Origin of the sequence: Shewanella inventionis, from assembly GCF_019931735.1 — a bacterium.
In the GTDB taxonomy this organism is placed as follows: Bacteria; Pseudomonadota; Gammaproteobacteria; order Enterobacterales; family Shewanellaceae; genus Shewanella; species Shewanella inventionis.
Genome location: NZ_CP082926.1, coordinates 2,102,401 through 2,127,338 on the forward strand (window position 1 = coordinate 2,102,401; position 24,938 = coordinate 2,127,338).

The 24,938-nt window shown below is 41.0% G+C and carries 27 protein-coding genes and 2 pseudogenes; 18 read left to right on the forward strand and 11 right to left on the reverse strand.

From position 1 onward, the window contains the following. Positions 1 to 132: 132 nt before the first annotated feature. Entirely contained in the window at positions 133 to 597 is a 465-nt protein-coding gene (locus K8B83_RS09445) for a hypothetical protein (RefSeq protein ID WP_223419768.1), read from the forward strand. Between the two features lie 73 nt (positions 598 to 670). Here K8B83_RS09445 and ltrA read toward each other — a convergent pair whose 3' ends face one another. Further along, positions 671 to 2,020, reverse strand: a complete 1,350-nt coding sequence (gene ltrA, locus K8B83_RS09450) for a group II intron reverse transcriptase/maturase (RefSeq protein ID WP_188739590.1) — start codon at positions 2,018 to 2,020, stop codon at positions 671 to 673. A gap of 624 nt (positions 2,021 to 2,644) precedes the next feature. Here ltrA and K8B83_RS09455 point away from each other — a divergent pair. Both K8B83_RS09455 and K8B83_RS09460 read left to right on the forward strand, forming a co-directional pair. Next, positions 2,645 to 3,106 carry a hypothetical protein gene (locus K8B83_RS09455; RefSeq protein WP_223418770.1) on the forward strand — a complete coding sequence of 154 codons (462 nt, stop codon included), beginning with the start codon at positions 2,645 to 2,647 and terminating at the stop codon, positions 3,104 to 3,106. A 95-nt stretch (positions 3,107 to 3,201) separates the two neighbouring features. After that, positions 3,202 to 3,588, forward strand: coding sequence for a hypothetical protein (locus tag K8B83_RS09460; protein WP_188739589.1), 387 nt, complete (start codon positions 3,202 to 3,204; stop codon positions 3,586 to 3,588). A gap of 81 nt (positions 3,589 to 3,669) precedes the next feature. On the opposite strand, the pseudogene K8B83_RS09465 reads toward K8B83_RS09460, so the two are convergent. Further along, positions 3,670 to 3,828 (reverse strand): annotated as a pseudogene (locus K8B83_RS09465) (group II intron reverse transcriptase/maturase); the annotation flags it as partial. Between the two features lie 435 nt (positions 3,829 to 4,263). On the opposite strand from K8B83_RS09465, the gene K8B83_RS09470 reads away from it, so the two are divergent. After that, positions 4,264 to 4,839 carry a hypothetical protein gene (locus tag K8B83_RS09470; protein WP_188739588.1) on the forward strand — a complete coding sequence of 192 codons (576 nt, stop codon included), beginning with the start codon at positions 4,264 to 4,266 and terminating at the stop codon, positions 4,837 to 4,839. Positions 4,840 to 5,060: 221 nt separating this feature from the next. Continuing rightward, positions 5,061 to 5,390: pseudogene (locus tag K8B83_RS09475) on the forward strand (transposase); the annotation flags it as partial. 688 nt (positions 5,391 to 6,078) lie between these two features. Here the strand turns inward: K8B83_RS09475 and K8B83_RS09480 are convergent. Further along, positions 6,079 to 7,062, reverse strand: a complete 984-nt coding sequence (locus K8B83_RS09480; RefSeq protein WP_188739586.1) for an FAD:protein FMN transferase — start codon at positions 7,060 to 7,062, stop codon at positions 6,079 to 6,081. 175 nt (positions 7,063 to 7,237) lie between these two features. Between K8B83_RS09480 and K8B83_RS21695 the strand changes: the two genes are divergently transcribed. Beyond that, the gene (locus K8B83_RS21695; protein ID WP_283104422.1) at positions 7,238 to 8,158 is read left to right on the forward strand and encodes a 4'-phosphopantetheinyl transferase family protein; all 921 of its coding nucleotides are present in this window, start codon (positions 7,238 to 7,240) and stop codon (positions 8,156 to 8,158) included. Between the two features lie 102 nt (positions 8,159 to 8,260). Here the strand turns inward: K8B83_RS21695 and queF are convergent, their stop codons facing one another. Then, positions 8,261 to 9,118 carry an NADPH-dependent 7-cyano-7-deazaguanine reductase QueF gene (gene queF, locus K8B83_RS09490; RefSeq protein WP_188739585.1) on the reverse strand — a complete coding sequence of 286 codons (858 nt, stop codon included), beginning with the start codon at positions 9,116 to 9,118 and terminating at the stop codon, positions 8,261 to 8,263. Positions 9,119 to 9,172: 54 nt separating this feature from the next. Here queF and syd point away from each other — a divergent pair, with 54 nt between their 5' ends. Further along, on the forward strand, positions 9,173 to 9,823 hold the full coding sequence (gene syd, locus K8B83_RS09495) for a SecY-interacting protein (protein ID WP_223419770.1): 651 nt from the start codon (positions 9,173 to 9,175) through the stop codon (positions 9,821 to 9,823). Between the two features lie 77 nt (positions 9,824 to 9,900). Here syd and K8B83_RS09500 read toward each other — a convergent pair whose 3' ends face one another. Both K8B83_RS09500 and K8B83_RS09505 read right to left on the reverse strand, forming a co-directional pair. Next, a complete protein-coding gene (locus tag K8B83_RS09500) occupies positions 9,901 to 10,674 on the reverse strand; it encodes a Zn-ribbon-containing protein (protein ID WP_188739583.1) in 774 nt (257 codons plus the stop codon). A 3-nt stretch (positions 10,675 to 10,677) separates the two neighbouring features. Next, positions 10,678 to 11,034, reverse strand: a complete 357-nt coding sequence (locus K8B83_RS09505; protein WP_188739582.1) for a hypothetical protein — start codon at positions 11,032 to 11,034, stop codon at positions 10,678 to 10,680. A gap of 154 nt (positions 11,035 to 11,188) precedes the next feature. Between K8B83_RS09505 and K8B83_RS09510 the strand changes: the two genes are divergently transcribed. Then, entirely contained in the window at positions 11,189 to 11,572 is a 384-nt protein-coding gene (locus K8B83_RS09510) for a DUF3192 domain-containing protein (protein ID WP_188739581.1), read from the forward strand. Between the two features lie 29 nt (positions 11,573 to 11,601). Here the strand turns inward: K8B83_RS09510 and K8B83_RS09515 are convergent, their stop codons facing one another. Next, the gene (locus tag K8B83_RS09515) at positions 11,602 to 11,832 is read right to left on the reverse strand and encodes a DUF2789 domain-containing protein (RefSeq protein ID WP_188739580.1); all 231 of its coding nucleotides are present in this window, start codon (positions 11,830 to 11,832) and stop codon (positions 11,602 to 11,604) included. A gap of 174 nt (positions 11,833 to 12,006) precedes the next feature. On the opposite strand from K8B83_RS09515, the gene K8B83_RS09520 reads away from it, so the two are divergent. The 3 genes from K8B83_RS09520 (at position 12,007) to K8B83_RS09530 (ending at position 15,422) form a co-directional block, all read left to right on the forward strand. Next, complete coding sequence (locus K8B83_RS09520) at positions 12,007 to 12,648, forward strand: GNAT family N-acetyltransferase (protein WP_188739579.1); 642 nt, start codon at positions 12,007 to 12,009, stop codon at positions 12,646 to 12,648. A gap of 33 nt (positions 12,649 to 12,681) precedes the next feature. Next, positions 12,682 to 13,005: a DUF962 domain-containing protein gene (locus K8B83_RS09525; protein ID WP_188739578.1), complete on the forward strand. Its 324-nt coding sequence runs from the start codon at positions 12,682 to 12,684 to the stop codon at positions 13,003 to 13,005. Positions 13,006 to 14,867: 1,862 nt separating this feature from the next. Beyond that, entirely contained in the window at positions 14,868 to 15,422 is a 555-nt protein-coding gene (locus K8B83_RS09530) for a hypothetical protein (RefSeq protein WP_223420140.1), read from the forward strand. Positions 15,423 to 15,941: 519 nt separating this feature from the next. Here K8B83_RS09530 and K8B83_RS09540 read toward each other — a convergent pair. Both K8B83_RS09540 and K8B83_RS09545 read right to left on the reverse strand, forming a co-directional pair. Then, complete coding sequence (locus K8B83_RS09540; RefSeq protein ID WP_223419771.1) at positions 15,942 to 16,331, reverse strand: DUF3301 domain-containing protein; 390 nt, start codon at positions 16,329 to 16,331, stop codon at positions 15,942 to 15,944. Further along, positions 16,328 to 17,341, reverse strand: a complete 1,014-nt coding sequence (locus K8B83_RS09545; protein ID WP_188739573.1) for a DUF3549 family protein — start codon at positions 17,339 to 17,341, stop codon at positions 16,328 to 16,330. Before K8B83_RS09545 ends, K8B83_RS09540 begins: the two co-directional genes overlap by 4 nt. Positions 17,342 to 17,434: 93 nt before the next feature. On the opposite strand from K8B83_RS09545, the gene K8B83_RS09550 reads away from it, so the two are divergent. Together K8B83_RS09550 and truC are read left to right on the forward strand one after the other, a co-directional pair. Beyond that, positions 17,435 to 17,752, forward strand: a complete 318-nt coding sequence (locus K8B83_RS09550; RefSeq protein ID WP_188739595.1) for a YqcC family protein — start codon at positions 17,435 to 17,437, stop codon at positions 17,750 to 17,752. 40 nt (positions 17,753 to 17,792) lie between these two features. Then, complete coding sequence (truC, locus tag K8B83_RS09555; RefSeq protein WP_188739572.1) at positions 17,793 to 18,668, forward strand: tRNA pseudouridine(65) synthase TruC; 876 nt, start codon at positions 17,793 to 17,795, stop codon at positions 18,666 to 18,668. 38 nt (positions 18,669 to 18,706) lie between these two features. Here truC and K8B83_RS09560 read toward each other — a convergent pair whose 3' ends face one another. Next, entirely contained in the window at positions 18,707 to 18,868 is a 162-nt protein-coding gene (locus tag K8B83_RS09560) for a hypothetical protein (RefSeq protein ID WP_223419773.1), read from the reverse strand. 175 nt (positions 18,869 to 19,043) lie between these two features. On the opposite strand from K8B83_RS09560, the gene K8B83_RS09565 reads away from it, so the two are divergent. The 5 genes from K8B83_RS09565 to K8B83_RS09585 all read left to right on the forward strand — a co-directional run bounded on the left by K8B83_RS09565 (position 19,044) and on the right by K8B83_RS09585 (position 24,065). Beyond that, positions 19,044 to 19,508, forward strand: a complete 465-nt coding sequence (locus K8B83_RS09565; protein ID WP_188739570.1) for a flavodoxin — start codon at positions 19,044 to 19,046, stop codon at positions 19,506 to 19,508. Next, on the forward strand, positions 19,460 to 20,938 hold the full coding sequence (locus K8B83_RS09570; RefSeq protein ID WP_188739569.1) for a PTS transporter subunit EIIC: 1,479 nt from the start codon (positions 19,460 to 19,462) through the stop codon (positions 20,936 to 20,938). Before K8B83_RS09565 ends, K8B83_RS09570 begins: the two co-directional genes overlap by 49 nt. A gap of 165 nt (positions 20,939 to 21,103) precedes the next feature. Continuing rightward, the gene (purU, locus tag K8B83_RS09575; RefSeq protein ID WP_188739568.1) at positions 21,104 to 21,973 is read left to right on the forward strand and encodes a formyltetrahydrofolate deformylase; all 870 of its coding nucleotides are present in this window, start codon (positions 21,104 to 21,106) and stop codon (positions 21,971 to 21,973) included. Between the two features lie 196 nt (positions 21,974 to 22,169). Beyond that, on the forward strand, positions 22,170 to 23,576 hold the full coding sequence (locus K8B83_RS09580; protein WP_223419775.1) for an HD domain-containing phosphohydrolase: 1,407 nt from the start codon (positions 22,170 to 22,172) through the stop codon (positions 23,574 to 23,576). A gap of 27 nt (positions 23,577 to 23,603) precedes the next feature. Further along, positions 23,604 to 24,065 carry a CBS domain-containing protein gene (locus K8B83_RS09585; RefSeq protein ID WP_223419777.1) on the forward strand — a complete coding sequence of 154 codons (462 nt, stop codon included), beginning with the start codon at positions 23,604 to 23,606 and terminating at the stop codon, positions 24,063 to 24,065. A gap of 47 nt (positions 24,066 to 24,112) precedes the next feature. Here the strand turns inward: K8B83_RS09585 and dapD are convergent, their stop codons facing one another. Next, entirely contained in the window at positions 24,113 to 24,937 is an 825-nt protein-coding gene (dapD, locus tag K8B83_RS09590) for a 2,3,4,5-tetrahydropyridine-2,6-dicarboxylate N-succinyltransferase (RefSeq protein WP_188739566.1), read from the reverse strand. Between the last annotated feature and the right edge of the window lies 1 nt (position 24,938).

A 24,938-nucleotide genomic window follows, 5' to 3' on the forward strand; every position in this document is an offset into this window, starting at 1 on the left:
ATGCTAAATAATAATCTAAACACCACTAAATAATTGAATCAAAATATAAACTCAGATATTGTTTATTCATTAATCAAAATAAATTTAACAACGAGTAATTCTACAGGCTCGTTATACGAAAAGGAGATTCAATTGAAATCAGCGTTAATATTAATAATCGCAACGTTTTTAAGTTCTTGTGCATCACAACCAAAAAATGTCGAGTATAGTACTTCTCAGCTAGTAGGAACTTGGGAGCTAAAATTTGACGGCCGTTACCCTTACTGGTTTAGCCAAATTGGTTTCACTGAGAATGGACGTAAATGTGTATTGTCTTATGAGTTTGACTCAAAAGGCAAAGTAGACATCACTTACTACGCAAACAGATATAAAATTGAGAATGGGCATTTAATAAGTACGGTTGATTTCAGTACTACAAAATACGTTCCAAAAGGCTACGTCATCAAAGACCGAATAGATAACATTGGCGTAAATGACTTTGAGGTATTTATGGTTGGTCCATTAATGGGAAGTACTCCCGAAATACATCAGCGTTTAACAGATGTTGCTCCCGAAGAGATTTGTAAAATTGTTGATAATTTTCGTATAATCGGGTAGCCGGAGGTATCTAACCTCCAGCCCCCACACCACCCTGCATGCGGCTCCGCACAGGGCGGTTCATTTAGAACACCTAACTAGCTTTCTGGTTAGGATAATGAACTGCGATCCATCCATCTCTTAGTGAATATAATCCTGCTTTCTTCAGATACTCATTACTCAGTGCTTGCTGTATTCCTGGTGTCTTCGAGCTACGCCAAGGGCCTTTACTAGTGGTACCACAAGCAACAGCAGCTTGGATCCTGACGCCACGTTTTAATAAGTTTTGTACCTTAGTCCGTGGTTTTCGCCACTGACGCCAGTAGCACATACGCACACGACGTCGGATCCAGTGATCTAAATCGACACACCCTTGATAAGCGTTAGCGATGCCAAAGTAATTGATCCAGCCTTGCATGTACTGCCGCACTTTAAACAGCTGATAACTCATACTCACGCCCCAATTTCGGTTCGTTAGTCGCCTCATCTTTTGTTTGAAAATGTGCAATGTTTTAGCATGCCACTGGATTTTCCCGCGATTAAATGTGAAGCCTAGGAACTTGCTTTGACTTACCTTAACCACCTGGCTTTTCTGTTCATTAACAACCAGTTTTAGCTTAGTAGCAAGGTATTGAGTGATGCTCTTGAGTACTCGTTCTCCCGCTCGAATAGACTTTACCAAAATGATAAAGTCGTCCGCATAGCGTGCGAATTTATGCCCTCGGCTTTCCAGCTCTTTATCTAGACTATCCAACATAATGTTAGAGAGTAATGGTGAGAGTGGGCCGCCTTGAGGCACACCTTCAAAGCTTGCTTCAAATTGGTCGTTGACCATCACACCAGCTCGAAGGTATTTACCAATAAGCGCCAACAGACGCTTATCCTGCACCTTGCTCCTAAGTTGAGTCATCAAGAGATCATGATTAACTCGGTCAAAGAACTTAGACAGATCAACATCGACGGCAAATTTGCGTTTCTGTTTGATGGTATCCCTTACTTGCAGTACCGCTTGTTTGGCATTTCTGTTCGGCCTAAAGCCAAAGCTGTTAGTCGAGAAGAATGGGTCAAACAGTGGCGTGAGTATTTGAGCAATGGCTTGCTGTATCACACGGTCAATAACGTTCGGGATCCCCAATTTGCGTTTACCGCCATCGGGTTTGTCGATCTCCACGCGCCTGACCGCTGAGGGTTGGTATTCACCTCGTTCCAATTGAGATTTACACTGTTGCCAGCCGCCTTGTTGCATCCAGAGCGGGAAGGCTTCGATGGTCATGCCATCAATGCCCGCCGCACCTTTATTGGCTTTAACTTGACGCCAAGCTCGGTGTAGATTTTCAGGTTCAAGCAGTTGTTGAAATAGATCGCGGTTGAAGGCCGGTTGCATATCAATACGCTGCCGATAGTAATCGTCTGGCGACGTAGTGGGTATCGACAAGTTTGACAAGACTCCTCCTTCTTCTAAATGTTCAGGCCTTCACCATGTCCCAACCATTACGCTGGGCGTTGGGCTACTATGCCGTCTGCTGACTTCTGCTTAATCACATGCCAAGTTACCCCGTCATGCGCTATCGGTTTCCATCTAGTTCGCTCTTTTCAGTCGATGATGCTGAAAAGCCAAGGCACTTATAAACCAGAGCCTTACTGGTTAATGACCGATCGCGTGTTAAGCAGATCTCCCCAGATAAGAACATGAACTTTCTTTGCACTGCTGCATCATTTACGGTGGCCATTAGATCACGTGGTTTCGTCGTCTTGTACCCTTGCTTCACGGGGCAGACCCTGCCAACTCACCTCTAGCCTACGCCTCATATGATGTTCTTGTTCATCAGCTCGCAAATTTGCTAGCGGCTTCCTCCAGACCAAACCTTGCGATTAAGCCCTTGCCATTCGCTAGTAGTTAACGTTTAATAACAGTATGTTATTCTCTTTTAGAAAGAGTAACGGTGATCTTCCTACAGAGGACTTTCACCTCATTAGTTCATGCCCATGCTGGGCGTACACAAGTCAAGCAAGAAGGACGCGCTAATGCGCGCCTCTTCTTGAGGCGTTAGCTATCAAGGATAGAGTTGTGAAATTATCAGCCATATTGTTATTAACTTTTTTATTTAGTATACAGTCAATAGCCGAAGAGTTTGATGCAAAAGCCTTTTTTGAGTCCTCAATAGAGAATACAAAGGCGAAGGCACATGAGTTTGTTGATTTATACTTAATACAGAAAGACTTTAAAAAAGCGCATGAGCTTCTATGCTCTGATATTGCAGAAAGAACTCCTTTGTCAACTGTGGAAGCTGTTTATGAACAGCTAACTAAGTTCACTGATCTAAGTAAATTCAATAATCCGGAAATTATTGATGCAAATGTTCAATTAGATGAAACTGAGCCATACGGTTTAGTGAATTATGTTGTGGTATTGAAAGACAGTGATAATCAAAAGTTAACTGGTTCGGTGACTTTCAGAGCTAATGATACTTGTATGTGGGGTTGGCGTTTTCAACCTATGATTACGAAGTCATTTGACTTTGATAGCTAACAAGGCAAAGCAAAGGACTTAAAACAGTTTGCTGTTTCGTGCCTCAACATTTTAGCAAACAATTTTAAGCCTCTGTTTGAGGCGTTAGGCATTCGATGAAAACTAGACTTTCAATATTCATTATTTGCAGCTTGCTTTCAGGTTTGACAATTAGCACCTCTCTTGAGGTTCCTATTAATCAAATTGCAATGCTTATAGGAAAATTTGGGAGTTCTTGCTTAGGTAATAGCTGGTGCACTGAGAGGCTATATGTTTCAATTATTCGAGCTATATTATGGCCAACAGCTTGGGGATTCTATTTTATTATTAGCTATAGGTGGGTTCGCTTTGGATATGTGGGAAAAAAAATAAGGATTGCAGGAGCCGCTGTTGGGACTTGTGCTCTGCTTACATCTCATATATTCGGTATTTTTCTTACCTTACCGGCAATTATTCTTATGCTACATATCCACTTTAAGGTTCCGTATGGTCAACATGCCTAATCGGGTAGCCGGAGGTATCTAACCTCCAGCCCCCACACCACCCTGCATGCGGCTCCGCACAGGGCGGTTCATTTAGAACACCTAACTAGTTTTCTGGTTAGGGTAATGAACTGCGATCCATCCATCTCTTAGTGAATATAATCCTGCTTTCTTCAGATACTCATTACTCAGCGCTTGCTGTATTCCTGGTGTTTTAGAGCTACGCCAAGGGCCTTTACTTGTGATCCCACAAGCAACAGCAATATCATGGTCATTCTAGCTTACGGACACAGCCGCGCTTGCACTCGAGATTCGATTTCTTCGTTGCTTGCATTGTATTGGTAAGATGTGAAAAAATCAGCATGAATACTTTTATGTGGCATGTACTAATTTTATGTACAGGTATAATGGTCTCTCATCGATTTACGCTAAAAAATGATTGAAAATCGGTCTTTAGTTGTATCGTTTTAAAAATAAAGAAATCGTAATTGTCTGATATTGTGATCTTTAATTTTTCGTCAAGTGAAAGTGAATTCTACTTTACGCGCAAGCTTGGTTTTGTCTGTTAGACATAATTAATTGCTTTACTTCAATAAGATAGCAAATGTAGGATGATATTAATCAATAACTTAAACGGCCGACTATAAATTTATTTGGCTGTTCAATAAGCTGTTATACACCTAAGGAAAGTTTGGTATGAAGCTAACCATTATTTCACTAATCACTTTATTTTTACTCGGCTGTGCTGCGGCAGGTGTTCCATATACAAGTGATCCTATGACGAAACTTAATTACGCATATCAACTAATGGGAACTCAGGGTAGAGGGTTAGCTGCCGAAAAACTTGGATTAGAGGCGCTCGCTGATCTAGAAAAATCAAATAATATTTATGGTATGGCTGAAGCTCATACCTTTCTAGGTTTGTTTTATAAAAATAAAAGTTACCGTGAAAACAAAGACTTTTATGTGAAACACAATGAATATGATCCTACAGCATCAAAATCAATTAAGCACTTTGAATTAGCCGCAGAAGCATTTGAAGCAGACGGAGATTATTGGGGTGTTTCAAAGGCTTTGTTCTCTATGGGTAATGCCTACGGTACAGATAATGATTATGTAAATGGATGCATTAAGTTTAAAGAATCACTATCAGTATATAAAAGCGATAAAAATGTGTTCAAAGGTCGAACTCACCCACACAATCCAGCGTTTAAATCATTTGACGCAATGATTGAATCTTTTATCTCAAAGTATTGCGAAAGCGGTGTATAACAAGTCACTCAAAAGGACTAAAAACAGTTGGCTAGGTTCGCTGCGCTCACTATTTTAGCCAACAATTTTTAGCCACTTAGTGAGGCGTTGAGGCTGTAGAATTTCTCCAGAAAGACGTTTTCAACGTTTTTTAACAAATAAAGTTAATTGGTTTTTTTTTGAGCTTGTGGCGTATCGATGTCTGTGATCTAATAGATATTATTCACCTACAGTAAATTGTTATGGCCAACTACAAGCCTGACTTATCCTGCCAAAGTAAATTCATTCCCATCAATTTTTCAGAGCAAATTTTGCCTGGCACATTCGAGTATGCCCTTTGTTATATTATCGAAAACAAACTCGATTTATCGGGGTTTGATGCCTGGTATCACAATGATAAAACGGGGGCGGCAGCGTATTCACCGGCAGTGATGCTCAAAATTATCTTACTCGGGTATGCGCATGGGTTAATTAGCAGTCGACGCATTGCTAAGGCGTGTGAACACAATATTTTGTTCATGAGCGTGTCGGGTGATGTTCAGCCACATAATAATGGGTGGCATGGTTTTCTGTGAACAAGGCCAATTTACCTCTGTTGCACCAGGGCAAGGATTAGGTAATGCCACTATGCTCGATTCGTTAACTGCGTTTCAACCGATAGTGTAGTTTGCTTTTTTGCATGATAATCAAAAGGAATCGTTAATATTGTGCTCGCATGGATTCGGCAGAATCACCTCAAGTTCAAACGCTTCTGTGACACGCTGCAAGTACATCCTTGTAAGCTCGGCCATGACGTCCATGCCATGGACGCTCACAGCCGCGCTTGCACCCGAGGCTCTATTTCTTCGTTGCTGGCTGTGTAGCGGCACAGATGTTAAGAGCAATATCGGCTCATGGATGCGGCAGAATCACCTCAAGTTCAAACACTTCTGTGACACGCTGCAAGTACATCCTTGTAAGCTCGGCCATGACGTCCATGTCATGGACGGTCACAGCCGCGCTTGCACCCGAGGCTCTATTTCTTCGTTGCTGGCATTGTATCGGATTGATGTGTTGCTAAATATTAGTTTATGGATGCGGTTGAATCACCTCGAGATCAAACTCTTCAGTGACACGCTGCAAGCACATCCTTGTATGCTCGAGACTTAATCTCTGCGTTGCTGGCTGGTTATCGGGGAGTAATACATGACCACCTACTCCAGCTGGTTAAAAGTAATATATGGCAAAGTTTTCTCGCAAAGTTTGCTCAGAGCTATAGCATCAATCTTGCTGTAATCCCGTCGATACATGCAAGGTTTGTTGGTTATCGATAATAATGGCTTCGTATTCAGGTAACTCATTGATTAACGCCATACCTTGTTGTAATCCCATCACAAAAATGGCGGTGGAGAGGGCGTCTACGTAAGTTGGGTTTTTACCAATAATTGATACGCTCACCACATTGCGGGCGGAGTCGCCGGTTTTAGGATTAATAATGTGATGAAAACGCACGCCATCTTCAATAAAGTAACGTTCATAGTCGCCTGATGTGGATATCGATTCGTTGCTAAGTGGTAACTGCACCGCGGTTTTGTCTTCTGCGCGTGGGTGTTTTATACCCACAAACCACGGGCGGCCCATGCGATCACCTAGCAGTGTGGTGTCGCCGCCAGCGCTAATAAGTGCATGCTCAATGCCGGCTTTTTTAAGAATGGCGATACAGTTTTTAACCGCATGGCCTTTGGCAATTCCACCTAAATCAATTTTTACATCAGGGTGAGTAAAGCTTACCGAGATATTCGATTTATCTAATGTGATGGCGTGATAATTTATGGCTGGCAACGCTTTATTGATTGCTGCTTGGTCGGGTTTTAGGTGTTTACGGTAGTCATATTGATAACCTACTGAAGCATAGGTTATGTCAAACATGCCTTGGGTTAATTTGGCGATATCCTGGGCATCGATAAGTAAATCAAACAATTCCTGACTAACAATAACAGGGCGAGTTGCCGCATCCCGGTTAATCACGCTCAGTGCGCTAGTGGCAATATAAGGGCTCATGGTTTGATCTATACGCTGCATCTCTTGTTCAACGGCCACAATGAGTTCATCTGCCGTTGCTTGAGCTGCATCATCGTCTAGCCAAAATTCAACGTGGGCGAGGGTACCCATGACATGAAAACTCTTTTTATGCCAGTCAGCGAATGCCAAATGCGAATTGAATGCAAACAATATGATGACAATAACAGCACTAAATTTACCCATGAATCAATTGTCTCCTGTAAGACGGTAGCGCTGATTGTTGATTAAATGACATCAATCGGCAACAGTTTGGGTGGAAATAAGTGGTTTACAGACAAAATACTCGCTGATCTTAGGCGTTTAAGGTAGGTTAACACTATTATTGTTTGTTATTGATTAATTGAGTTTTGTTGTTTTAATGTCTATTCATAACGCTGTAAATACTTTGCATACTGCTGATGATCTACATGTCTATTTTATTCCTCTCAATGCAGAGTTAACGTCTGCAGACTTTGACATGGGCTTAGCCCTTGGTTGGTTAAGCCCTGATGAAGTGGCTAAAGTTGAGCGTTATAAAAGCCAGTCATCTCGACACAATGCGCTTCAGGTTCGCCTGGCTTTAAGGGCCATATTGTCACGTCACAGCGATGTGGCTCCCGCCCAATGGCAATTTACTTATGGTGCCAAAGGTAAGCCTGCATTAAGCGATGAGTTATTTGCGTCAACGGGATTACATTTCAATTTAAGCCACAGTGGCAAATGGTTAATGATTGGTGTTATTGAAGCCAGTCAATATAGTATTAGCGACGCTCCTGCACTGACGAGTGGCATGTTTTTTGGTGTGGATATTGAGCGTGAGCGCAGCAGTACCGATATTGTGCCGATTTTACATCATTATTTCACTCAAGCCGAAACCGACACGTTATTGCAGCTACCCATTGAGCTACAACGGCAACGTTTCTTTGATTTATGGGCGGTTAAAGAGTCTTATATTAAAGCGCGGGGTTTGGGGCTGGCCTTATCACTTAAGTCATTTTCGGTAGATTTTAGTCAAGCGGTATGCTGTGATGCAAAGTTAAAACGAGCAAACAAAAGTACTAGGCTAATTGAGATGTTTAAACCCATTCAGCTGAATTTTACGGATAACCAAGACACCATGGCATCTGATTATTATTGGCAAACGCTATTGGGCCGGTTGGATAATGAATACCGTTTTTCTATAACGTTGGGCTCGGCTAACTTGGTTTTTTCTTCAGCTGCTGTGCAAGCTCACAGCATATACAATACATTATCTTGTATGCAATTAACCCTCGATGATTTATTTTCTGCAAGAACGTAATACAGCTAATTGTGTTGTCACGATGTAGCAAAAAGACCAATCTATTGATTGGCCTTTTATTCTTTGTCACCGTAAAAACTGATTAACCTGAACTGAGGTTAATTACTGTCTGGCGAGACGGTTAGATTCTGGCGGGTTTTCAAAGTCACTGCGGTATGGGTTAATGTCTAAACCGCCGCGGCGAGTGTAGCGAGCATAAACTGTTAATTTAGTGCATTGGCAGTATTTTTTTAAGTCGACAAAAATTCGCTCAACGCATTGCTCGTGAAACTCATTATGCTGGCGGAAAGAAATTAAATAGCGCAGCAGTTTTTCACGATCAATCTTAGGCCCTTGATAACGGATCATCACACTGCCCCAGTCGGGTTGCGAGGTGATTAGGCAGTTAGATTTTAATAAATTAGAGTTTAATGTTTCAGCGACATTTTTGTCAGGATCTGTGCTGCCCACTAAATGATCTGGATTAAAATCGTATTCGGTCACTTCAATGTCTAAATCGTCAATGCAGGTGCCGGGAAGGTCAACAATTCGCTCTAGGTTAAAGTGTTTAGGCTCAATAACCTTCACTGTCACTTCACCTTCTGCACAAGCGGTTAAATCGCGGCTTAATGTGTCTTGCACATCTTCAACGCTATCAAACTTAGTTTGGTTGAAGCTATTTAAGTACAATTTAAACGATTTAGACTCAATAAGGTTTGCGCTGTTAATATCGAGTTGTACTTCTAACAATGCGACAACTGGCTTACCTTTGGCGTTTAACCAAGATAATTCATAACCTGTCCAAATGTCAGTGCCATGGAATGGGAGATCACCACTTAATTGAATTGCATCTCGATTAAGTTTACGTGGAACCCCTTGCAGCAATGATGCGTCATACTCAGCTTTATAAGACGTAGCATGGCCTAAAGTTAGGCCTTTAAGTGCTTGAGCATCACTATAAGGGTCGTGATTGTGTGTCATCTAATCGGTTTCCGTGTCAAAATATGGTTTTATTATAAACTACGAGTGGCTTAAGTGTCTTGTTCATCTGCATTAGATTGCTTCATAAAAAAATATCTTAAATCTTATCAAGATACTCTGTCTGAGTTTCCGCGCTATTATCCTTTGGGCGAAGATTCAATATGTATTCAAGGGACGTTAAATTCAGGCGTTGACGATACCGTATTCTGGCAACCGATGAAACGTGAAGTCTTGGCAGATTTTAGCAATGTGGAACATGCATTAAATATTCAATTACACCCAGATATCCATGCATTTTATGGTCAGTATTTTTCAGCTCCATTACAGTTTACAGCCTCGTTTGGTGATGGTGAATTATTACAAGTTTGGAATCAAGATGACTTTGAAAATTTGCAACAAAATGTGATTGGCCATTTGATTATGAAACAAAAGCTAAAACAACCCGCAACCTGGTTTATTGGCGTGCTAGGTGAGGGCGATGAAATGCTTACCGTTAATAATGACGATGGCAGTGTGTGGATTGAAATTCCAGATGAAAAGCAAGGTACAAAATTAGCTGAGTCGTTATCTGAGTTTTTACAGATTATTTCGCCCATGATTAAACCGCCGCAAAAGCCTGTTGAAGAGCATACACCTATTGTGGAACACCCTGGTATTTGGCAACGCATTAATACCATGTGGGATTATTTGTTACGTAAAAAGTAACCTCTTAGCGATTGAAGTACCAACGACCGGTACTTCAATGCAATGAGTTTTTATTAACACTTAAGCTCGTTAGGTCTTTACTGGTGATCCCAGGATATATTAGACACAATGCGGCATGGCTCGCAGCGAAAGTGAAACATGTCTAATAGTGGCTGATCTAGTTTCCAATCTTTTGAGCCGCATCTCGGGCAAGGGCGATTGAGCTCTGTTTGCAATGATTCTCCACCTACACGATATAAATAGTAGTATGTAGGCACTTTCGTTAAGTACTCAACTCGTCCGCGTAAGTCCCAACCACGTCTAAATAAATCACTATCGGTGCGAGTTATTTCATCCAATGCGGCAAACTCTGCTTTAGTGGCTGCTGCCATTTGTATTTCATCACAGGCTTGCCATTCAGATTGCCATTTTATTATCTGCTTATGATCGCCATTAAAGGTGGCGGGTAATCGATAAAGTGGAATAGGCAAAAGGTTATCACCACTGCGAAGTGGCGAGCACATGTGAACGTAACTGGTGTAGAGTAACTGCCAAGAAGGCGGCTCAATATTACTGACTTCTGAGTTAATGTCCTGACCGATGAGTTTCTCTCTTGGCGCGAGAAGTTTCGCTTGAGTTAATCCTTTAAGTGCTGATTTAACCCAAGGACTATTGAACCGATTAGATAAACTGATTTTTTCGGGCAAGAGTAGTCGAACTTTAAATTCACCATCGTTAAACGCGACGGCAAACTCACGCCCCAAAATTTGTCCATTAGCGCGTAGTGCCTCAAGTAATCCATTAATGGCTTTTTCGGCTGCATCGATTGTGGTGTCGGCAAAACACTCAAAGCGAAGTTCAAACACAAACATACGCTATTCAGCCTTAATATTTGGGGTTGTTGGGATATGTTGGCTGAACTGTTGTTCAAGCTCGGTAATTCGGCATGTTAGCTGGTTAATTAGTTGCGCCATGGTGTCGACTTGCTGCTGTAATTGCGCTACAGGGCTGTCGAGTTCATTACCTTGAGTGGCTGGCGCTGGAATATCAGCAAGTTCAGGTAAATTTTGCCATTCAGATTTTGGTAATGCTTTAAATTGCTGTAGTCCCTGGATTAAAACCGGCATTGGAAAACGGCTACCTAAACGATTTTTGATTAAGGCCAAACTGGGTGTGTGGCCATTGATAGCAATGGACTTCGCTGCGGCTAACACTTGTTCAATAGGACTCATTGTTGGTTAAATTCCTTAATTTTTTGTAGTAAGAATCACTACTGCTCCTGAGCTTAAAATTAAAATACAATAATTTCAATGCTTTAAGTTTTGGCATGATTCTAGCTTTAAGCACATCACAATGCGGATTATATTTTAACAAAAAGGATGCAACATGAAATCAAAACTTATCACGGCAAGTGTAGTGGCAGTACTCTCTTTAGGTTTAAGCGGATGTGTTATCAGCGTTGGCGATCATGAATCAGCTAAAAGCCACGAGTATTGGCAAGAACAACAAGATAAAAATCGCGCTTTGTTAGCTAATTTAGCGCTGGGCATGACGAGCGAACAGGTCGTGACCTTGATGGGTACAGCTGATTTTAGTGAAGCCTATACAAAAGCAGAGTCAACTGACAATCCACAAGCGATAAAAGTGTTATTTTATCGCACTCAGTGGGCAAAAGGTGATGGCAAAACCACTAAAGATGAGTGCACCCCAGTGGTTTTTAAAAACAACGTCTTAGTTGGCTGGGGTGACACCGCAGTCGCTCAAATATAAACCGCTGTTAGTCATAGTTTATATTGACCTTAAGCTCTCATCATTACGTCCAATTGGTCGATAATTTCAGACCATTGGGCGTCTTCGTTTAATGCCTCTTTTAAAAAAGCTCGTTGGCTGTGGTTCCAGCAGTCGGCATCAATTAATAGGGTATCTTTGTTCACTTTATTGCGGCTGACAAAGCTATCAATTTCTTGTTGTGTGTAACCTAATCCGAGTTGCTTAAATAAATGGCCTAAATCATTTTCTGTGGTATCCATTCTCACTACTCCCTATGTGACACATTGCAATTGTTCCAGTATTAATCTTCAACGCAAAAATTGCAAAAGAACTCTTCGATAAAGAGAGGTAAGGTAAACAGAACTTGTAGATTGTTTCAATCTTGTTAACTTGGTAAGTTAAGGTTGATGGTCATAATACAAGGAATAACAATAATGGATAACACTACCTTGGACACCCTGCGAGCAGTGTATTTAACTGCAGAAGACTTACGTGTGGCTGCTTCAATTATTTATAACGCTTATCATGATGATGCCTATTTTATTGAAGCATTAGGCCAGCAAGATACCCAACAGTATGAACAAAAACTTCGTGCTGCCATTCGAGAAGAACTCAATGATTTGTGGCAACAAGAACAACCCCTTATTGGCTTATTTGATCAAGAACGATTAATTGGGGTGGCGTGTGTGATCACTCAGCAAGTCCCATTAGGGGAGGCGCGCTATTGGCATTGGCGCTTAAAAATGGTGTTGGGCACTGGCTGGAAATCAACACAAAAATTAATGGAAAAGGAAACATGTATTCTTGAGCACCTGCCTTCAAATAAGTGCGGAATTTTGCAGTTTATTGCTTTGTCCCCTGCGGAGCAAAAAAAAGGCTATGGTACAAAATTAATTCAAGCAGTACTAAGTTGGTGCGATGAGCAACCAAATTTAGAAGGGATGGGGGTATTTGTGAATAATAGCCATCACCACTCAGCTTTTATGGCACAAGGTTTTATTAGTATTGCTGAGATTAATATTGGCGGTGTACATGGTGAAGTTTTGTTTTATGCGAAAAATAACCTTCAGTGTTAGGCACCCATTTTTACTTTTTAAAAGGACAAGGTAATGCAAGCCAAACGTTTTTCATCATTTGCTGAGTTTTATCCGTTTTATTTGTCACAACATCAAGATCCCGTTTGTCGAAAACTTCATTATGTCGGCAGCACGATTATTTTAGTCATTATTGTCAATACGTTCATTAATCAGCAATGGTGGCAATTACTCCTGTTACCTGTGGTGGGTTATGGTTTCGCCTGGTTAGGACATTTTATATTTGAGAAAAATCGGCCTGCCACGTTTACTTATCCACTTTATAGTTTGTGGGGTGATTGGGTAATGTATGGACAAATGTTGAAGCGACTATGGCGAAAAGTGCTTGGTAAAAAATAGTGCTTTAGCGCTAACTGTCTTATTGTTGTGTGAGCTTTATCCTACAAAGCTGTAAGCCATCTTATCTCAATTTGTCAGTGATGATCATTGGATTGAGGCTTAACTTTATTTATAACAAAGGCTTACTATTTATTGGTTGTTTTTTGATATGTGAAATATTTGTTTCAGTCGTTTTCAGTGACTTTTCACGTAGCACTTTTTAGATAGAATGTACTCATTGAAAGCAAATGATTAACCGGTTTTCTTAGGATGAGAAATAAATTGAGTTTGCTTGAGAGCTGAAACTAATTGCTAAAGTCGATCAATTGCTAAAGTAGATAGTTAGTACAGAATTTCAAGGATGATGCACAGGACACGCCCACGGAACTCGGCATAAGCTCGGTAAATGGATAACCGAATCAAGGATGGGTGGAGCGCAAGCGACACAAGGATAAATGGATAGGACCGCAGGACGCAGCAAGGATGACTCAATGGATTGAATGCTCAGTCGATGGATAGACTGTTCAATGGAATGATACTCATAAGACGCTTTGTTTTAACTTAGCATCACGGAAATGAGAACATGGAAATGGATGCAGGAAGCATGTTTGCAAGGACGATGCAGGGAGCAAACTTCAGCCGGATTGCTGACAAAAGTGTTAACGGGCGCAACCTTATAACTTAAGGTTGCGCCTTTTTGTTTTTACGACGTTCCATAAGAATGGTGTGATAATGGGCGTGTCAAATTTATTGACGGCATTGTCAATTGGCATTGGCAATTAAAATCAAGCTAGGCCAAGTATCGCTCTGTTGATTGTGTGTTAAATGTTATACCAATTCCACTAATTATCTGGTCATTCAGCGGGAATTCTGTGCCTTCTAGGCAAGTAATAGGATTGTAGGCATAGTTGCTCTCGGCAACTGCTCCTGCGTTGCTCTACCTCCTGCATCCATGCAGTCGTACGTCAAAATACTATTAAGCAGCATAGAAGGCACAGAAACCCGCCTTGCAGGAGACGCTCAGACAGTCCATTTCTTTGTTGCATTGCCTTAGAAGGGAATAACCATTATTTCAACAATGCGCCTCAAACTGAACAGTCTGAGCGACTCTGATTGGTCACATAATTAATGGAAATGGTATTAAATATTAACTTTGCTTTTACCTTTTTTGCCTTGCGCTTTGTGAGATATATCTCACAAAGCGTGTGAGACGAATCACCTATTTTAACAGCAATAAAACCATCTTTAACTCTAAGCTACTGATATTTAATGGTTTGCTGTTGTGTGCTTAAATTTTATTTGGTTTATTCATTTAGAGGTATCTGTTTACGCTAAGGTAAATGAATTATTATTTATCTCGTTCCTAGGACGGAACAATACAAGGAAGTCAGTAGGTCATAGATGACTCGATGTAAATGGATGTAATGGACGAATAATAGTTTCAGGATGAAACGCAAAACACGTTAAACGCTTTATACAGCACGACGGGTTTTTAACATTGTTAGGATGATAATGTTGCAGGACGCACAATACTCAGCAAATGATTTGCATCAGGATAAGTAAAGATTTCAAGGACGATACAAGGACACGCTTAGGATAGAGCAGGCTCGGTCAATGGATAATCGAGTAAGAAGGACAGTACGCAAGTACAAGGATAATCAAGGATTGAACACGGATAGCGCTGGATGCAAGTTATACGCATGGATGGTGCAGGGAGCACTGCAATAGCGGGAAAGCTTAACAAGAGATCAAAAGGCCGCGACAGTTTCTGTCGCGGCCTTTCTTTTTGCTTTTTTTAAGATTATGGAACTTTATCAGCATATGTTGTCAAATTGTAAACTGCATATATGCATGGGGAAAGTACACATGGTTGAGGAGATAGCATGAAAGGGTTTCAAATTGCACTATTGATGGGGTTTTCATTAGTTTGCTATAACGCCAATGCACAGGTGAGTGAAGAACAACTGCAATGGGTCGAACAAGCGTTAAACGAAATTAATAACAACACTGACGATACCAAAGTGCTTTGGCAGTACTCTCAAGAAACCGTTATGCCGGACATGATCCGGGTTGAACAGTTTAATGCGTCTTTACCCGGCTCAGAACGCTGGATCTTAGTGACTGAAAATGGTGAAACGCCTGACAAAAATCGTTTAAAAGAATACCGCGAAAATCAGCAAGAACTCCTGCAAGATAAAGACGAAAATACCCATGAATTAGCGTTTTCTGATCTGATTAATTTATCGACATTAACATTAGTGGATGAGGAGGGCGATAATGTTGCATTTTCGTTTACACCCAATATCGACAAATTAGATAATAATGCATTAACTGGGACTATTTACATAGGGTCTGTTGATCTTTCAAGGTTATTTTTGCAGCGAATTGTTGGACATTTGTACAAGGCAGAGACTTTGAGGTGTAGTTATTCTACATAAAAAGTCGATAACGCAGTAAAAATGGCCAACAAACGCTGCCCGAAGGGTTCGGCTAAAAACGTTTTACTCTTTGTTTAATGGATTTTGCTTAGATTGCTAGGCATCAATCCATTCGCCTCGATTAAAACGTTTTTAACTCGAACAAAATTCAACCAGCAAAGATCAACAGACCCTAGATAAGAGCTCGAAGCAGTTACGCAAAATTCTAATCAGCAATACCGACGAATTAAACCCTGCATTTTCAGTCACCCTTACCAAATTTGAATTGGAGTTGGGTTTTGATGTGTTTGAAGGATTGGTGATGCCTGCGCGCACTTCAACCACCATTAATGGTACCGCCGCGATTTTTAAATCATTAGATAGCATACATAAAGTGACGTATAGCGAGTATAAAATATTGGATAAGCCACAAACCTAATCCAATAATCTAAGCAAAAAAAAACGCTATTTTGATAAAAATAGCGTTTTTTTGTCAGCTTACTGCTGAACTGTGGTAATAAACGGTGCTTCAATGCTGAACTAGTGGCACTTACCAGAGTTACAACTTTGGCTTGATGAACCACATCCACCAAACTTACCGCTAGCCATAGGTGCGTCCATCCACTCAGGCTCAGGGAAAATAGGCCATTCTATCTTTTTGGCGCGGTTGCCATGCATCATAATATGACCACGATATTGATTAATGCCGTCGGTGCTAAATTCGAACATAAATGTGGCTTTCCAGCAAATGCCTGTGCTGCCACCAATACTTGGGCGTGCAGACTCCATCGCAATCGCCAATAATTGCACATTTTGTTTTTTACAGGCCTGTTCGGCAAGTACTCGACTCAACTCTGCCATCTGTCTAAGCTGCCAAAAAAATGCGCCAACAACGATTAAAGCAACAAATAATAAAAAATCACTCATCATAGGCTGGTTGCCTTAAATAATCCGCCAATAGCGGTTGCTAATTGAACACTGCGTTCAGGATGACGTAAATCGCTCAGTAATCCATGGCGCAAGCTGGGTATTGCCACGATATCAGCAAACACTTGGTTAAAGAAGTGTTGTGGCTGTTTTGCTAATGCTTCTAAATAGACTTTACGACATGTGTCATCTTTTAGTGCCAACCAATTGCGCGCTGCAATGGTAATCAAACTATTGTCGTTTAATAATTGCTGTTCATCCAGTTGCTTAATCGCCGCCATACTCAATGGGGTATTGGATGCAAGTGCAGCTAAATACATCACTTTTAAGTCTGGTTCTGCTTGTGACATTTTTGCAAATAATCGTTCGGCTAAACGTGTATCAACAGTGATATGTTCAAGGCACTGACATAATGCCGCTTGCACCTCTACTGGCACATTTTCAAACGCGTTAATAATGTCATTTAGATGATCAAATTGATGTGCGCGAACGCAAATATCTGCTAAACCTTGTAAGCCTAATTGCTGCCAAGTCTCTGTTGGCGCCTGCCCTGATAAATATTGTGCCGCAAATTCATATTGGCTCGAGGCTGCTTGCCCTAATTGCAGCCTCACTAAAGCATTAAACAGTGCCAGTTTTTGTTGATTAGGCTTAAAACTGAAAGGATGGTTAGCAAGTTGTTCTTGCTGCTCATCGGTTAATGTTTGGGTTGGATCGCGTCCCAACGCCTCTAAAATCATTTTAATAAATTGGGTGCGTGGCGCTGGCGACAATAAACCTTGTTCGTCTAATGGCAGTTTTACAAACCAGATATACGGTTGCTGTTGTTGCTGCCAAAATACGATGGCAAACTGCGCATGCCCTTGAATAGGATAAGGGTATGGAGCTAATAACGAATCGATTTGGTGAAAAGCCAACATATCAATATGCTGAACCCGGCGGCCTAAATCATAAATGTGGAATTGAGTGTTCGCCGTGGTCAGAAATTGGCTTAAGGTGGTTATTTCGGTCATGGTGTCTTCACTAAATCAAACGAGTTGGATGGGTATTCAAGAAGCTAAATGATATCATAATCCGACTCAGCCTCGATAATGTCGTTCATGTTTATGCTTTATTTAACCTGTAAAAATCATTTAATTATTTTAGAACAAACACTTAAACAGTGTTCCTTGTGGTCGGATGATGCGCCTAGTAAAGAGGCTATGGCAAGCTCTGCTCCTTTCGCTTGTGACACCATGGCGTTCGAACAATGGTTACAGTTTATTTTTATTCCCAAAATGACTGAATTAATTCAGTTACAACAACCTTTGCCTTCGTCCATGGCTATTGCCCCTATGGCCGAGCATGTGTGGAAAGGTATGGCTCAGCGTCAAATCTTGATCACTCACTTACAATCATTTGATGCCTTATTGAATCAACAATAAGCCAAATTTGCTTTTATTTTTAAACCCAGGTGAAAACAAGATGAATGCTAACGATAGCTTGATACCGCAAACAATTGATAATGATGAGTTATATGATCCACATTTTGTTGAGGAAGCTGAAGCGCAAATTGAATGTGATGCAGAGCTCGACGAGCAACCGCCAGAGATTGAAGTGTTGTTTGAAGATGAGTATATCGTGGCCATTCATAAACCAGCAGGGCTGTTGGTTCATCGCAGTTATTTAGCGCGTAAAGAGCGTTTTTTTGCCATGCAAATGACACGCGATTTAGTCGGTTGTCATGTATTTCCTGTTCATCGTTTAGACAGGCCCACCTCGGGTGTATTGCTCTTTGCTAAATCAAGTGAAGTAGCAAGGCAATTGTGCGAGCAATTTGCAGACCACAGTATTAAAAAGCAGTATTTGGCCATTGTTCGCGGCAATATGCATGAATCTGGCACGTTAGATTACGCGCTTAAACAAGAGTTTGACGATATTGGTGACAAGCACGTAGATCCCAATAAAGCCGCACAAGAGGCAGTGACAGATTACCAACCACTGTTAAATACTGAAATTCCATTTAGCTCAGGTCGCTACCCAAGTAGTCGCTATGGGTTAGTGCGTTTAAGTCCACACACTGGGCGAAAGCATCAATTACGTCGCCATATGGCTCATCTTCGTCACCCAATAGTTGGTGATACAACCCATGGTGATGGTAAACAAAATAAATTTTTTAGGGAGCATTTTGCTATCAACCGCTTATGGCTAATTGCTAAAAGTTTACAGTTTGTGCACCCTGTGACTCAGCAACCAATGCATATTGAAACCGAATTAGAGCCAGAGTGGTTAACCATTTTTAAGGCGTTTGGATGGGATGATGAACAGTTATCATTGATGCCAAGCATATTATTGAGTTAAGCCTTTTTATGAAAAGCCAACTAATGAAGGTTTTTGGGTTATTCCATATGCTCAGCAATCGCTTTTTTGAGCTGTTCAAATTCAGCAATCGGCGGTATTAACTGGTGATTTTGTTGCTCAACATGAAAATAATAATTACGGCGTATATGAGCAAACTTATGCTGTAGTTTGAGTTTTCGCTTTCTGCTGACTTGTCGCATAATACGCTTCCGTAATGTATTTAATAACTTAGAAATACCAATCCGCATCAGCATTTGCACATTATATATTCAACACGCGTGATAAAAGAAACTTGCGATGAACTTAATGAATAAAGTAAGTTATTTACATTCAACGCATTTTTATATCGTATTTCATTTTAGGGGATAGTATACCATGAAAAAGGTCAATGTTGTTTTTGGTACTGTTTATGGTAGTGCACAATTTACTGCCGAAACCATTATAAAGACCATTGCAAAATTAGGCTTTAGCACTAAACTTTGGCAGCCAAACGAATTGCAAGGTTATATACCCGCGCAAGATGAGTTATTAATTGTGGTGTGCTCCACCACAGGCCAGGGTGATATTCCAGAAGACATCGCTCCCTGGTTTAATGAATTAAAGACTAATGCCCCTTATTTGCCGTCACTTAAATACAGTTTAATTGGTTTAGGAGATTCAAGTTATGAGACATTTTGTGGTGCCATAAAACAATTTGATGAGTTGTTTACCGAGCTAGGTGCCAAACCATTACTTGATAAACTTGAAATTGATGCATGTGAAACAATGGAACCCGAAATTGAAGCAAATACATGGATAGCCAGTTGGCACAACGCGGTCACATCGGCAAACGCAGCCTAAGTTTTTTTACTCAGCAATGGTTTAAATTTGCACAGCGCTTAAGCCAAGCGCTGTTGATCCCTATTGCTATTTTACCTGCTGCAGGGGTAATGCTTGGCCTTACGGTTAATCCGTTACCTTTTATTCCTGATGATCTTAATATCGTACTCTCAGCCGTCGGCAATTTAGTGTTTACCATGATGCCGCTTCTGTTTAGTGTGGCGATTGCGATTGGTTTTTGCCGCGATCAAGGGATTGCGGCGTTTTCTGCCGTATTTGGTTTTGGGGTATTTTTATCTACCATGGGAGCACTTACCGATATCTATGGTTTAGTGTCACGCCCATTGTGGGGAATGCAAACCATTGACACAGGTATTGCTGGCGGCATGTTAGTTGGGGCGATAACTTGCATTGCCGTTAATTTGAGTCAGCATGTAAAGTTACCGGCAATTTTTTCATTCTTTGAAGGCAGACGCAGCGCGCCGATTATTGTTATTCCTTTGGCTATGCTGCTGGCTTATGTATTGAGTCACGTTTGGCCGCCGTTATCTTTGGTTATTGAGCAACTTTCTGACTGGGCTGTTTACCAAGACCCTGCTCTTGCTTTTGGTGTATATGGCACGGTAGAGCGTTTGCTTATTCCGCTTGGTTTGCATCATATTTGGAATGCACCATTTTATCTAGAAGTGGGCCAATACATCAATCAAGGTAGTGTGGTTAGAGGTGAGGTGGCTCGTTATTTAGCGGGTGATCCTCTTGCGGGCAATCTTGCTGGTGGCTATTTAATTAAAATGTGGGGGTTGCCTGCCGCTGCATTAGCCATTTGGCGTTGTGCGGATAAAACGGAGCGTAACCGTGTTGCGGGTATTATGTTGTCTGCTGCCACGGCAAGTTGGTTAACGGGGGTTACTGAGCCAATTGAATTTGCTTTTATGTTTATTGCGCCCATTCTGTTTATTGTGCATGCGTTGCTTACGGGCATTGCTTACAGTGTGTGTATTTTATTAGAAGTGCACCACAGCATAGTATTTTCACACGGATTGGTGGATTTTAGTTTGCTCTTTTCGCGATCGGCTAATACCCATTGGATTTGGATGCTAGGCCCTCTCACAGGTATTATTTATTATGCGTTATTTCGCGCCAGCATTTTAGCCTTTAACTTAAAAACACCCGGAAGATTAGAACAAGCCGACCAGATTTCTGAGCCAAAAGAAAGCTTACGTGCCATGATTTCTGCGCTGGGGGGGCGCGAAAATATTGTTGAAATCAACGCCTGTCTAACCCGTCTACGCATCAGTGTAAAACACGCAAATCTAATTGATAAAGCGCGTTTAATGCGCTTAGGTGCCAAAGGCGTGGTGGTCATGGGGAAAGGGGTTCAGGTTGTGTATGGTACTAAGGCTGAATCGTTACGAAAACTGCTACAAAAATACCTCGATTCTCGTAAATAACGTTGCTTTAGTTAACAAATATTTCATGGATGTTTAGCAAATTGTGTCTAAATACAATTATTTTAGTATTTATGAGAATTTATCATTAAAAAACCTCCCCCAAGATGTATTTTCAATGGCAAACTGACGACAGTCTATTTAAGCAGTACTTTTGGAGTCGTAAGCGTGAGTTATCAATCGAATACAAACAGTTCAACCCCGTTACAGCGCAAAGTGTTAATTACTGATTGTGCTGATGCAAAAGGTTTAATTGCAAAAATTACCAGTGTGTGTTTTGCCAATGAGCTTAATATCATTAAAAACACTGAGTTTGTCGATCATGCTCAAGGCCGATTTTTTATGCGTGCAGAGCTTGAAGGGCAGTTTGACGATGAACGTCTATTAAACGAATTGCGTGAAGTGCTGCCTGCTCAAAACCACATGAAACTGGTTGATATGTGTACAAAGCGAATCGTGATCATGGTAACCAAAGAAGCCCATTGTTTGGGTGATATTTTAATGAAATCTTATTACGGCGGTTTAGATGTCGACATTGCCGCAGTCGTCGGTAATTACGATGTGTTGCAGCCATTAACTGAAAAGTTTGATATTCCGTTTCATTATGTCAGCCACGAAGGTTTAAATCGTCAGGAGCATGAGCAGGCCATGCTTAAGGTGATTAAGCCCTATAATCCAGACTTTGTGGTACTAGCGAAATATATGCGAGTGCTCACACCTGAATTTGTTTCAGCGTTTACTGATAAAATCATTAACATTCACCATTCATTTTTACCGGCATTTATTGGGGCATCGCCTTATAAGCAAGCGTGGGATCGCGGTGTTAAAATCATTGGTGCTACAGCGCATTTTGTAAATAATCATCTCGACGAAGGGCCAATTATTAAGCAAGATGTGATATCTGTTGACCACAGCTACAGTGCAGAAGAATTGGCGCATAACGGCCGAGATGTAGAAAAAAGTGTACTGAGTAAAGCATTACAACTGGTACTTAATGAGCAAGTTGTGGTTTACGGCAACAAGACGGTTGTTTTTTAGTATTTTAACGGGCATAACCTCAGTGTGATGTAGATTTACAGGCTAGGCTTTTAGTAAGTCTTTCGGCTTGAGTTATGCCCTATTATGGATGATGCTTATCCTGTGCTATTGTTAATTAGATGTAATACTTTTTTAGCTGTTGGCCTGATAATAATTTGCCTAAACGGTTCATTTAATATTGATTAATAGGTGCGAGATGTTGCAAAAAGCGGATTTCTTTTTAAAACCTTCCGAAATGCCTAAAAGTGCAGCATTGTGTTGGGGCATTTTAAACGATCGGCTTGAATTAGTTAAACTAAGTGAGCCTCTCTATAAGTTAGTCAAAAAGCCGATTTCAGCAATATTAAAACAACCCATCGTTAATGCCTTTCCGACGATTCCGCTAGACGGAATCGATTTTGGAGATCGTAAAAAAAGCCACGTGATTAACTTTGTCGACGATAAAGGTCATGCGCTACAAGCAAGAGTCACCCCAGTAGATGAAAGCAGTGAACACTGGTGTATTTCGATAATTGAAATTGAGTTAGATAAAGCTTGGTTAAATGAGCTGCATCCCGATTATCATCAGGCGATACAATCAAGTGATGATTGGCTTGAACAAATAGAAGAAGTCATAAATGCAAGCGGTGATCAAGTCTTTGTTACCGCAATTAAGCAAGGATTAGCATTAACCAAGTCAAAAGTTGGTTATGTTCATATTTACAACGAAAAATCGAAACAAATTGTTAAAACGGCTTGGAATGATGAGGCTGGGGATTATTTTACTATTTCCAAGCAGCAAACGTATAAAGCGGATTCAGGTATATGGGCCGAAACGGTCAAAACTCGCAAACCTGTTATTCATAACGATTTAACAGAGCTTGTTGCCAATAAAAGTCAAAAAGACGGTTTTTTTGCGTTTAAAAATCATTTGTGTATTCCAATTCATTACCGTAAAAAATTGGTGGGAATTATCGGGGTCGGCAATCGTGATACTCCGTATACCCAGGTTGATGCTAAATCATTAACCATTTTTGCGACGATTTTATGGCACAGCGTTGAACTTCCCAGAACGATGAAAGCTGTGTCACACCAATCAAGCATTATTAAAGCTCAAAAAGAAAAAATGACGCTTATTTTAGTGCAATTGATTGGCGCTATTTCTGAAGCGCTTGAACTCAAAGATGCCTATACTGCAGGGCATCAAAAGTCAGTAGCACAATTAAGTTATCTGATGGGCGAAAAAATGGGGTTGTCTCCTGAATGCCTTGAGGGGTTAAAATTAGGTGCGCTGATCCACGACATTGGTAAACTTGCACTACCGAGCCAAATTTTATCTAAACCTTCACGCTTAACCGATGCCGAATTCGAATTAGTGAAGCAGCACCCTGAGCAAGGGGCATTGATTGTCGATGAAGTGGATTTTCCATGGCCAATTAAGCAAATGATTTTGCAACATCACGAGCGTTTAGATGGCTCAGGATACCCAAAAGGCTTAAAAGGTAAGGACATTATTTTAGAAGCAAAAATCATTGCGGTGGCCGATATTGCTGACTCGATTTTAAGCCATAGACCTTACCGTCCGTCATTGGGTATGGATGCATTAACTCAAGAGCTAATGTAAGGCCGTGGTAAAAAATATGATGCAGATGTGGTCGATGCGTGTTTAGAAATTTTAGCTGTAGAAGATTTTAAAGAAGAAGAGTATGTGTCAGGTTTATCTTTGGCGCCTGTGGTCTTTTTAGAAGAGTACCACACTCTTGAGCACGCTGAAGCGATGATGAAAAAGGCGAAAATGGCAGTGGCTGTGGTGCTTTCTGAAAAAGAGCGCAAACCGATTGGTGTAATAGACCATCAAATATTGGCGTTTTGGCACAGTCCATTTATCGATACCGCTGCTGAGCGTGCCGCAGACCGGAGTTTACTGAATAAGCGTGCTCATCAAATTATGGCGCACAAAATGGATTTAATTAATGGCCACACTATTTTAAATGATGCCAAAATAACTCTGGAAAAAACGAACGCAAATTATTTACTCGTTCAAAATGATAAAGAGCAGATCATTGGTATGTTAACGTGGCAGATTTTAGCCAATGCGATCCTTAAAAAATAACCCAATATAAAAGGCGCTCAAAGCGCCTTTTTTGTGTCTTAATGCGATTAATCTACGATACGCAGTAACTCATTAATACCCACTTTACCGCGAGTTTTAGCATCTACCTTTTTAACAATAATGGCAGCATACAAGCTGTATTTACCGCAAGCAGATGGTAAGTTGCCTGATACAACAACAGAGCCCGCTGGTACTCGGCCATAATGAACTTCGCCAGTTTCACGGTCAAAAATACGTGTGCTTTGGCCAATGTAAACGCCCATTGATATCACGCTGCCTTCTTCAACCACGACGCCTTCAACGATTTCACTGCGCGCGCCAATGAAGCAGTTGTCTTCAATAATGGTTGGGCCGGCTTGTAATGGCTCTAATACGCCGCCAATTCCCACACCACCAGACAAGTGAACATTTTTACCAATCTGTGCACATGAGCCAACAGTTGCCCATGTATCAACCATAGTGCCCTCATCTACATAAGCACCTAAGTTTACATAAGATGGCATTAGTACGGTGTTTTTTCCGATAAACGAGCCTTTGCGAACTGTGGCTGGTGGTACAACACGAATACCTTCTGCTTTAAAGCGTGCTTCATCATAGTCTGCAAACTTTTGTGGTACTTTATCAAAGTATTTGGTGTCTCCACCGTCAATCACGCCATTATCAAAAATGCGGAAAGACAATAGCACGGCTTTTTTAAGCCATTGATGAACATGCCATTCACCATTAATTTTCTCAGCAACGCGTGCTTCGCCTTTGTCTAACATGTTGATGACAGTTTCAACATCTGCACGTACACTTGCGTCGACAGTCGATGGTGAAATGTCTTGGCGTGCTTCGAATGCTGCTTCAATGCGTTGGCGTAAAGCCTCCATT

What these genes read in the sequence shown, in the direction of transcription:
- K8B83_RS09460 (WP_188739589.1), top strand. Translation starts at nt 3,202, where the DNA reads ATGAAAACTAGACTTTCAATATTCATTATTTGCAGCTTGCTTTCAGGT.
- K8B83_RS09470 (WP_188739588.1), top strand. Translation starts at nt 4,264, where the DNA reads ATGAAGCTAACCATTATTTCACTAATCACTTTATTTTTACTCGGCTGT.
- K8B83_RS09480 (WP_188739586.1), bottom strand. Translation starts at nt 7,062, where the DNA reads ATGGGTAAATTTAGTGCTGTTATTGTCATCATATTGTTTGCATTCAAT.
- K8B83_RS21695 (WP_283104422.1), top strand. Translation starts at nt 7,238, where the DNA reads ATGTCTATTCATAACGCTGTAAATACTTTGCATACTGCTGATGATCTA.
- queF (WP_188739585.1), bottom strand. Translation starts at nt 9,118, where the DNA reads ATGACACACAATCACGACCCTTATAGTGATGCTCAAGCACTTAAAGGC.
- K8B83_RS09500 (WP_188739583.1), bottom strand. Translation starts at nt 10,674, where the DNA reads ATGTTTGTGTTTGAACTTCGCTTTGAGTGTTTTGCCGACACCACAATC.
- K8B83_RS09505 (WP_188739582.1), bottom strand. Translation starts at nt 11,034, where the DNA reads ATGAGTCCTATTGAACAAGTGTTAGCCGCAGCGAAGTCCATTGCTATC.
- K8B83_RS09510 (WP_188739581.1), top strand. Translation starts at nt 11,189, where the DNA reads ATGAAATCAAAACTTATCACGGCAAGTGTAGTGGCAGTACTCTCTTTA.
- K8B83_RS09515 (WP_188739580.1), bottom strand. Translation starts at nt 11,832, where the DNA reads ATGGATACCACAGAAAATGATTTAGGCCATTTATTTAAGCAACTCGGA.
- K8B83_RS09520 (WP_188739579.1), top strand. Translation starts at nt 12,007, where the DNA reads ATGGATAACACTACCTTGGACACCCTGCGAGCAGTGTATTTAACTGCA.
- K8B83_RS09525 (WP_188739578.1), top strand. Translation starts at nt 12,682, where the DNA reads ATGCAAGCCAAACGTTTTTCATCATTTGCTGAGTTTTATCCGTTTTAT.
- K8B83_RS09530 (WP_223420140.1), top strand. Translation starts at nt 14,868, where the DNA reads ATGAAAGGGTTTCAAATTGCACTATTGATGGGGTTTTCATTAGTTTGC.
- K8B83_RS09540 (WP_223419771.1), bottom strand. Translation starts at nt 16,331, where the DNA reads ATGATGAGTGATTTTTTATTATTTGTTGCTTTAATCGTTGTTGGCGCA.
- K8B83_RS09545 (WP_188739573.1), bottom strand. Translation starts at nt 17,341, where the DNA reads ATGACCGAAATAACCACCTTAAGCCAATTTCTGACCACGGCGAACACT.
- K8B83_RS09550 (WP_188739595.1), top strand. Translation starts at nt 17,435, where the DNA reads ATGCTTTATTTAACCTGTAAAAATCATTTAATTATTTTAGAACAAACA.
- truC (WP_188739572.1), top strand. Translation starts at nt 17,793, where the DNA reads ATGAATGCTAACGATAGCTTGATACCGCAAACAATTGATAATGATGAG.
- K8B83_RS09560 (WP_223419773.1), bottom strand. Translation starts at nt 18,868, where the DNA reads ATGCGACAAGTCAGCAGAAAGCGAAAACTCAAACTACAGCATAAGTTT.
- K8B83_RS09565 (WP_188739570.1), top strand. Translation starts at nt 19,044, where the DNA reads ATGAAAAAGGTCAATGTTGTTTTTGGTACTGTTTATGGTAGTGCACAA.
- K8B83_RS09570 (WP_188739569.1), top strand. Translation starts at nt 19,460, where the DNA reads ATGGATAGCCAGTTGGCACAACGCGGTCACATCGGCAAACGCAGCCTA.
- K8B83_RS09580 (WP_223419775.1), top strand. Translation starts at nt 22,170, where the DNA reads ATGTTGCAAAAAGCGGATTTCTTTTTAAAACCTTCCGAAATGCCTAAA.
- dapD (WP_188739566.1), bottom strand. Translation starts at nt 24,937, where the DNA reads ATGGAGGCTTTACGCCAACGCATTGAAGCAGCATTCGAAGCACGCCAA.